The following is a 7,502-nucleotide window of genomic DNA, read 5'->3' as shown; positions in this document are numbered from 1 at the left end:
ATGACGAGCTGTTCCAGAGCGCCTCGGCGCTCTACCAGAAGATCAAGCGCACGGCGGGCGCTCCGCCGGCCGAGGACACCCGCGATCTCGGCGCGCTGAAATACGTGTCGGAGGCGCGAGGGCCCTGAAGCCCTCTGCCCGTGGGGCGCCTCCCTGGCGAGGACGTCCGTGGCCCGTACCCCCAACTTCTTGAAGGCCGCTTTCCTGATGCCCGCCAACCTGGTGGGACTGCTGACCGCCTCGGCGTCGTCGGCGATCACCGAGAATCCAGTGCCCGCGCTGATAGCGCTGGGCGTGGAGGGGCTGTACCTGGGCGTGGCGAGCACCTCGAAGCGCTTCCAGCGCGCGGTGCGCTCGCGCGAGCCAGGGGTAAAGGACGAGGAGGCCGCACAGAAGCAGGTGGAGTCGCTGCTGTCGGACCTGGCGCCCTCGCAGCGAGAGCACTACCAGCAGCTGTTGGGGCTGAAGGAGAAGATCCTCGCCAACTACGCGAAGCTGCCCGGAGGGCGGGTGCTGTCGGCCAGCAGCGAGCAGAAGCTGGACACGCTCCTCACCTCGTTCCTGCGGCTCATCTCCACGCTGAACCAGTACCGCACGTACCTCAACTCGGCGGACCGGGTGTCGCTGGAGAAGGAGGTGCGCTCGATGGAGGCGGAGCTGGTGCAGGAGACGAACCCACGGCTCAAGGACATCAAGGAGAAGCGGCTGGAGATTCTCCGGCGGCGGCTGGCGCGCTTCGAGCAGGCGGGGGAGAGCCGCGAGGTGGTGAGCCACCAGCTCGCGAGCATCGAGGACCTGATGCGGCTGACGCACGAGCAGTCCATCGCCATCCGAGACCCCGAGGTCGTCAACCGGCAGCTGGAGACGCTCAACGCCGAGGCGCAGGCCACCGACGAGACGGTGCGCGATATGGAGCGCTTCCTCGACTTCAGCGAGGAGACGTCGGGCCCGCTGCCGCACGGGACCCGGGTGCGGTAGGGCCAACCCTCTCCCAGAAGGGAGAGGGTTGTTTGTTTGGGTGGGTCAGAGCCTCAGTAGACCGTGCTCTGCCAGGGGAACAGGTACGTCAGCGGGATGTTCAGGCGAGTCGCCCAGGCGGACTCGTTGTGTCCCGCTCCCTGCGCCACGTAGTAGTACAGGTCCTTGCCCTGCACGTGGCCGTCCGCCACCAGCGCGTCCCTCATGCGCGTCGTCTCCGGCAGCCCGTCGCCGTCCGTCCCCGCGTCGATGTAGAAGTTCACCGCCACCTTCGTCGTGGACGCCTCCACCTCCTGCGTCAGCTTCTGGTTGTTCCACCAGAACGAGCTCGACAGCGCCGCCAGCTTCCCGAATACCGTCGGGTTGCGCCGCCCCACGTAGAACGACACCAGCCCGCCCAGCGAGGAGCCCGTCAGCGCCGTGTTCGCCTTCGTCGTCAGCGTCCGGAAGTTCTGGTTGATGTACGGCCGCACCGTGTCGATGACGAACCGCTCGTGCTTGTCCGCGCCTCCACCCCCATACTGCGGATCACAGCACGGCGTGTACTCGTGGATGCGGTTGGAGCCACCGTGGTCCATGCCCACGATGATGACCTCGTCCATCTGGCCGTTGCCGATGAGCGAGTTGACCGTCTCGTCCATCCGCCACTCGACGCCATAGGTGGCTCGGGAGGCATCGAACAGGTTCTGCCCGTCGTGCGCGTACAGCACCGGGTAGCGCTTGAGCGGGTTCGTCGTGTAGCTCGGCGGCAGATAGACGGTGAGCGTCCGGTAGTTGCCGAACTGCGGCGAGTAGAAGTTGGAGACGTACTGGAGCCTGCCCGTGGCCGGGCCGAAGAATGGATAGATCTTCACCGTGGTGCCAGCGCGGATGCGGTAGTTGCCGCCGGTGGACCAGGTCGCGTCATTGATGAGCGGCTTGATCTCCACGTCGCCCACCGAGTCGGCCCAGGTCAGCGTCCAGACGTTGCCCGTCGTCCACGTGGCGTTGGTGCCCGTGGTCCAGGACAGGGGCGCCTTGCTGCCCCGGATGGTGATGCGGTTGCCGTAGCCGACGTCGTAGTACACCTGGACGGTCGTGGCCTCCGCCGCCGTACTCATCGTCAGCAGCAACACCGCTGCCAGCAGGCCTGCCCTGCGCATCGAGCAATCGAACATGATGGATGTCCCTCTCCCTGGGGTTGCCACCGCCCCGTTTGGGGATGGACTCGTGGCGCGGCGGGTTGATCACCCATGCTCCCAGCGCGGCTCCAGTTATGGCAAGGTCGCCTCCTGGACTGCTGGCCCATGCCCCCGCACACTCCCACCTCTATGCTCCGCCGCGCCTCTCCCTGGCTCCTGCTCGTCCTGCTCGTGTTCGCCGGCTGCTCCCGCTGCGGTGAGAAGCAGGGCGTCCTCGGGGCGAAGACGACCACTCCCGCACGCTTCCTGCCTCGCGGTGCCCAGGCCGCCCTCGTCGTCCCCGACCTCGGCGCCCTCGGCGAGAAGCTCGCCCGTTTCCAGAACCTCAAGCTGGCCAACTTCCTCGCCCAGCTCCAGAACGCCACGTCCGCCGAGTCCTTCGTCTCCAGCATCATGCGGCAGGTGGGCGTGGACCTGCGCAGCCGCCAGGCCATGGAGGCCGCCGGCATCGACCCGGCCCGGGGCGCCGGTGCCGCCTTCCTCGGTGGAGACCAGGCCTTCACCGTGCTCGGCGTGAAGGACGAGAAGATCCTCCGGGACACCTTCGCCAAGCTCGCCCGGGATCGCCTCGGCGCCTCCCAGAGCGCCGAGCAGAAGGTCCCCGGCGGCACGCTCGTCACCTTCAGCCGGCCCGGCGTGGGGCCCTCGCTGGGGCTCCTCTTCACCGAGGGCTACGCCCTGCTGGGCGCGGGCCCCATGGTCTCCCAGCTCTCCAAATACGCCACGCTGGCCGCGGACCAGTCCCTCACGGAGGAGCCGCTCCTCTCGGCCTCCCTCAAGCGTCTGCCCGCCGAGCGCGACTTCTACGCCTTCCTCCCCGGTGGCATCGGCTTCCTCGTCCCGGCCGGCACCACCCAGTCCGTCACCATGACGGGCGTGCTCGGTGAGCGCGCGGTGACGCTGCGCCTGGACACGCCCTGGCCGGACACGCAGGCCTCGCTCGCCGCGCTCATCCCGCAGCAGGCTCCGGAGCAGCTCGGCTACCTCCCGGAGGACAGCGTCTTCGTGGCTCGCTTCCGGGGAGATCCCTCGCAGCTCGGCGGCGTGTGGCCCTACCTCGTCGGCGCCTCCGTCACCCGCGCCGTGCAGGAGAGTGGTTTCGACCTCAAGGGCGAGCTGCTGGACAAGCTGAAGCCCGGGGTCGTCGCGGGCGTGTCCCTGGCGCCCACCGTGCAGCTCGGTGCCGGCCTGCCCTCGCTGGACCCGCGGCGCACCAACCCCTTCCGCTTCGTCCACATGGTGGTCGTGGGCGAGACGAAGGACGCGGCCAGCCTCTCCGCCACCCTGGAGAAGGTGCCCGCCGTCGCCCAGCGCTTCGGCGCCGAGGTGAAGCCGGAGGACCTCGACGGCCAGCGCGTCTACCTCACCTCGTACCGGCAGGGTGAGGGTGCGCACTTCGCCATCGTGGGGGAGAAGGTGGTGCTCGCCGCGCCGCGGTCCCGCCTCGAGGCGGCGCTCCCGCGACTCAAGGGCCCCGCTGGCGGCAACCCCGTGGCGGAGGACCTGCGCGGTGCCCTCGACGGCCCGGTGCTGGGGGCGGTGTTGGACCTGCGCCGCCTCTCCGACGCGGTGAAGGCGCTTCCCTCCGAGGCCTGGGGCATCGGCGGCTTCGCCATCAAGGCGACCACCGTGCGCTGGCTGGAGGCCACGGATGACCTCCGCGCGGTGACGTTGGGCCTCTCCGAGAAGGAGAAGGCCCTCCAGGCCGAGCTCACCCTCTGGTTGGCTCCCCGGTGATACGCGCTCGCGACATCGTCAAGCAGTACAGGGATGGGGACGGCACCGAGGTGCGCGTCCTCGACGGGCTCTCGCTGGACGTGGCGCAGGGGGACTTCGTCGCGGTGGTGGGCCCCTCGGGTAGTGGCAAGTCCACGCTGCTGCACCTGCTGGGCGGGCTGGACGTCCACTACCAGGGCGACGTGGAGGTGGCCGGGGTGAAGCTGTCCGGCCTGAAGGACACGGAGCTCGCGCGCTTCCGCAACCAGCACGTGGGCTTCGTCTTCCAGTCCTTCCACCTCATCCCCAACCTGTCCGCGGTGGAGAACGTGCTGATGCCCTCGCACTTCGGCGCCGTCAACGCGGACGCACGCAAGCGCGCCGAGTCCCTGCTCGACCGGGTGGGCCTGCTGGCCAAGAAGGATCGCTCCCCGGTGCGCCTGTCCGGCGGCGAGCGCCAGCGCGTGGCCATCGCCCGCGCCCTCTTCACCGGCCCCAAGCTGCTGCTCTGTGACGAGCCCACCGGCAACCTCGACGCGGCCACGGGCGCCGGCGTCATCTCCCTCTTCGAGGAGCTGCACCGCGAGGGCCTCACGCTGCTCGCCGTCACCCACGAGGATCGGATGAGCTCGGCGGCCCGGCGCGTGCTGCGCCTCAAGGAGGGCCGGCTCGTCGAGGAGCCCCGGACCGCGCTGGCGGGAGGTGCGTCATGAGGCTGGCGGCGTTGACCCAACTGGTGCGGCTGAGCCTGTCGCGCGAGCGGCGGGGGGCCTTCTTCTCCGCCTTCGGCGTGGCCATGGGCGTGGGGGCGCTCGTCTTCTTCCTGGGCCTGGGCCTCGGCGTGGGCCGCGTCATCCGCGAGCGCATCTTCCCCAACGACGCGCGGCTGGTGGACGTGGTGCCGCCCGCGGTGTCGCTCGGCTCGTTCCTCGGGGGCGGCAAGCTGGACGCGGCCATGGTGGAGCGCCTCCAGGCGTTGCCGGACGTGGAGAAGGTGTACCGGAAGATGAGCGTGCGCGCCCCCGCGGCGAGCCGCTTCGACGGCGACTTCTTCGGCCGCAGGCTGCGCATGGGCATGGACGTGCTCGCGGTGGGCGTGGAGCCCGGCCTCGTCGAGGGGGACGTCCAACAGGGGAGCTTCGTGGACCCCGGGCCGGGCCAGCCCCTGCCGGCCCTCATCTCCACGCGGCTGCTGGAGATCTACAACAACACCTTCGCCCCGGCCCGCAAGCTGCCGAGGCTCGCGCCGGGGATGCTCGTCGGCTTCACCCTCCCGGTGGACTTCAACCGCTCCTACGTGGCCGCCGCGATTCCCAATGCCCCCGTCATCTCCACGCAGGTGCAGGTGGTGGGCGCCTCCGACCGCGCGCTGCTCGCGGGTGTCACCATCCCCCTGGACTCCGCCATCCGCCTCAACCGCGAGCTGGGTCAGGACGCGGACACCTACTCCAGCGTGACGCTGGTGGCCTCCAGCCCGGGCGCGGTGTCGGGCCTCGTCGAGGCGGTGAAGGAGATGGGCCTGGAGATCGACGACCAGGAGCGGCGGCTGGCGGAGAACGTGGGCGCGGCGGTGACCCTCACCACGTCCGCGCTGGCGCTGCTCTCCATCCTCATCTGCGTGCTCGCGGCGGTGAACATCGCTCATGCGCTGAGCGCCTCGGTGCGCGCGCGCGCCAAGGAGATCGGGGTCATGCAGGCGGTGGGGGCCTCGCGCGCGGACGTGCGCAACATCGTCCTGGCCGAGGCGGGCGTGGTGGGGCTCGTGGGGGGGCTGCTGGGCACCCTCGCCGCCATCCTCCTCGCGGTGCTCATGGATCGGCTGGCGCGCTCCTACCTGCCGCAGTTTCCCTTCAAGCCGGAGAGCTTCTTCTCCTTCCCCTGGCCCGTCGTGGTGGGCGGGGTGATGCTCGGACTGCTGGCCGCGGTGGCCGGGGCCTGGTTCCCCAGTCATCGCGCCGCCGCCACGGACCCCGCCCGTACGCTCGCCGGATGAAGCTCCCCGCGCCCAAGACGGTCACCGCCAACGCGGTCTGCCTGTTGCTTCTCCTGTGGCTCTACGGGGGCGGCCTGCTGGATGGCCTTCGCGCCCGGAGCGCCGAGGTGTCCGCCTTCCTGGAGCCGCCCCGGGTGATGTGGCCCGCGGGGGTGCTGGTCGTCACGGTGGGGGTGCTCGGCGTGGTCCTCTGGGGCCTGTGGCGCGAGCGGCCCGAGGGCTTCAAGGGCTACCGGCTGCTGCCCATCGTCCTGGTGTGCACGCTCTTCGTGGAGCTGGTGCTGCTGGAGAATCAGGTGCCGTTGAGCCCGGAGGATGTGGCCCTCATGTCGTTGGGCCACTTCCAGGACCGGGTCCAGACGCTGACGAACGGGCGCACCGTGCCCGCCGACCCGGCGGTGCTGCGCCCCGTGCTGGATGACATGGGCCAGCCTCCGTATCTGGTACGGGGGACGCGGGCGCCGGGCTGGTCGCTCCAGGTGCGCGAGAACTGCCAGGGGCCCGTCGGGGAGGCGCCCGGCCTGGAGGTGGGGACCTTCATCTACTGCGTGGCCCCCGGGCGCGAGGTGGCCTGGGTCACCCTGGTCGGCTTGCCAGCGGGCGAGCGCTTTGGTCGACCGGCCGTGCTGTCAGAGGGCGGTGAGCCGCACGTGGCGGTCGTCCAACCCGTACTCCCCGAGCAGGAGGAGGCCGAGGGCACCCCCGAGGGGCCCTTCCAGCGGCCTCCCGAGGAGCCGCGACCCGCCCAGGCCCCGGCGGCTCCGGCTCCCAACCCCTGAGAAGGAGAGGGGACAACCGGGGGAGGGTCGCGGGCCAAGGTTGACCCTATGGAGGCGCGGTCGCTAGGCTCGGTTCTCAACACACCGAGCCACGCACCCCGTGACGACCACTCAACCGAAGCGGCAACCCATCCCGTTTGGGAAATATCTCCTCCTCGACCGCATCAACATCGGCGGCATGGCGGAGGTGTGGCGCGGAAAGATGTTCGGCGCGGGAGGTTTCGAGCGCCTCGTCGCCATCAAGCGCATCCTCCCCAACATCGCCGAGGACGACGAGTTCATCTCGATGTTCATCGATGAGGCGAAGATCAGCGTCCAGCTGAACCACGCCAACATCGGGCAGATCTACGAGCTGGGGCAGATCTCCAACAGCTACTTCATCGCGATGGAGTACATCCCCGGCAAGGACATGCGGGCCATCTTCGACCGGTGCCGGAAGAAGGGTGAGGCCGCTCCCGTCCCGCTGGTGGCCTACCTGGTGTCCAAGATGTGCGAGGGCCTGGACTACGCCCACCGCAAGAAGAACACCCAGGGCCAGGACCTGAACATCGTCCACCGCGACATCTCGCCCCAGAACATCCTCATCTCGTTCGAGGGCGAGGTGAAGGTCATCGACTTCGGCATCGCCAAGGCGGCGGGCAAGGCCACCAAGACGCAGGCCGGCATCCTCAAGGGCAAGTTCGGCTACATGAGCCCGGAGCAGATCCGCGGCCTGCCGCTGGACGGCCGCAGCGACATCTTCGCCATCGGCGTGTGTCTCTACGAGATGCTCACCGGCGAGCGGCTCTTCGTGGGCGACAGCGACTTCAGCGTGCTGGAGAAGGTGCGCAAGGCCGAGGTGGCCCCGCCCTCCAC

At 69.7% G+C, this 7,502-nt stretch carries 7 protein-coding genes; 6 read left to right on the top strand and 1 reads right to left on the bottom strand.

Annotated features, from left to right (window positions below; all coding sequences use genetic code 11):
- Positions 1 to 168 precede the first annotated feature (168 nt).
- Positions 169 to 978, top strand: a complete 810-nt coding sequence (locus VF794_RS03290; RefSeq protein ID WP_331107610.1) for a hypothetical protein — start codon at positions 169 to 171, stop codon at positions 976 to 978.
- 53 nt (positions 979 to 1,031) lie between these two features.
- Here the strand turns inward: VF794_RS03290 and VF794_RS03285 are convergent, their stop codons facing one another.
- Positions 1,032 to 2,120 carry an alpha/beta hydrolase gene (locus VF794_RS03285; protein ID WP_331107608.1) on the bottom strand — a complete coding sequence of 363 codons (1,089 nt, stop codon included), beginning with the start codon at positions 2,118 to 2,120 and terminating at the stop codon, positions 1,032 to 1,034.
- Positions 2,121 to 2,288: 168 nt separating this feature from the next.
- Here VF794_RS03285 and VF794_RS03280 point away from each other — a divergent pair, with 168 nt between their 5' ends.
- From VF794_RS03280 to VF794_RS03260, 5 genes are all read left to right on the top strand, one after another.
- Positions 2,289 to 3,896, top strand: coding sequence for a hypothetical protein (locus tag VF794_RS03280; protein ID WP_331107612.1), 1,608 nt, complete (start codon positions 2,289 to 2,291; stop codon positions 3,894 to 3,896).
- Positions 3,893 to 4,588 carry an ABC transporter ATP-binding protein gene (locus VF794_RS03275; protein WP_331107607.1) on the top strand — a complete coding sequence of 232 codons (696 nt, stop codon included), beginning with the start codon at positions 3,893 to 3,895 and terminating at the stop codon, positions 4,586 to 4,588. The genes VF794_RS03280 and VF794_RS03275 overlap by 4 nt, the downstream gene beginning before the upstream one ends.
- Positions 4,585 to 5,868, top strand: a complete 1,284-nt coding sequence (locus VF794_RS03270; RefSeq protein WP_331107605.1) for an ABC transporter permease — start codon at positions 4,585 to 4,587, stop codon at positions 5,866 to 5,868. The genes VF794_RS03275 and VF794_RS03270 overlap by 4 nt, the downstream gene beginning before the upstream one ends.
- Complete coding sequence (locus VF794_RS03265) at positions 5,865 to 6,647, top strand: hypothetical protein (protein ID WP_331107603.1); 783 nt, start codon at positions 5,865 to 5,867, stop codon at positions 6,645 to 6,647. The genes VF794_RS03270 and VF794_RS03265 overlap by 4 nt, the downstream gene beginning before the upstream one ends.
- Positions 6,648 to 6,747: 100 nt before the next feature.
- On the top strand, positions 6,748 to 7,502 hold a 755-nt coding region (locus tag VF794_RS03260; protein ID WP_331107601.1), incomplete at its 3' end, for a serine/threonine-protein kinase.

The organism is Archangium sp., assembly GCF_036389735.1.
Lineage (GTDB): Bacteria > Myxococcota > Myxococcia > Myxococcales > Myxococcaceae > Archangium.
Note: the sequence above shows the minus strand (reverse complement) of the source record. Positions and strands in the feature narration are given on the sequence as shown.

What these genes read in the sequence shown, in the direction of transcription:
- VF794_RS03285 (WP_331107608.1), bottom strand. Translation starts at nt 2,120, where the DNA reads ATGCGCAGGGCAGGCCTGCTGGCAGCGGTGTTGCTGCTGACGATGAGT.
- VF794_RS03280 (WP_331107612.1), top strand. Translation starts at nt 2,289, where the DNA reads ATGCTCCGCCGCGCCTCTCCCTGGCTCCTGCTCGTCCTGCTCGTGTTC.
- VF794_RS03270 (WP_331107605.1), top strand. Translation starts at nt 4,585, where the DNA reads ATGAGGCTGGCGGCGTTGACCCAACTGGTGCGGCTGAGCCTGTCGCGC.
- VF794_RS03265 (WP_331107603.1), top strand. Translation starts at nt 5,865, where the DNA reads ATGAAGCTCCCCGCGCCCAAGACGGTCACCGCCAACGCGGTCTGCCTG.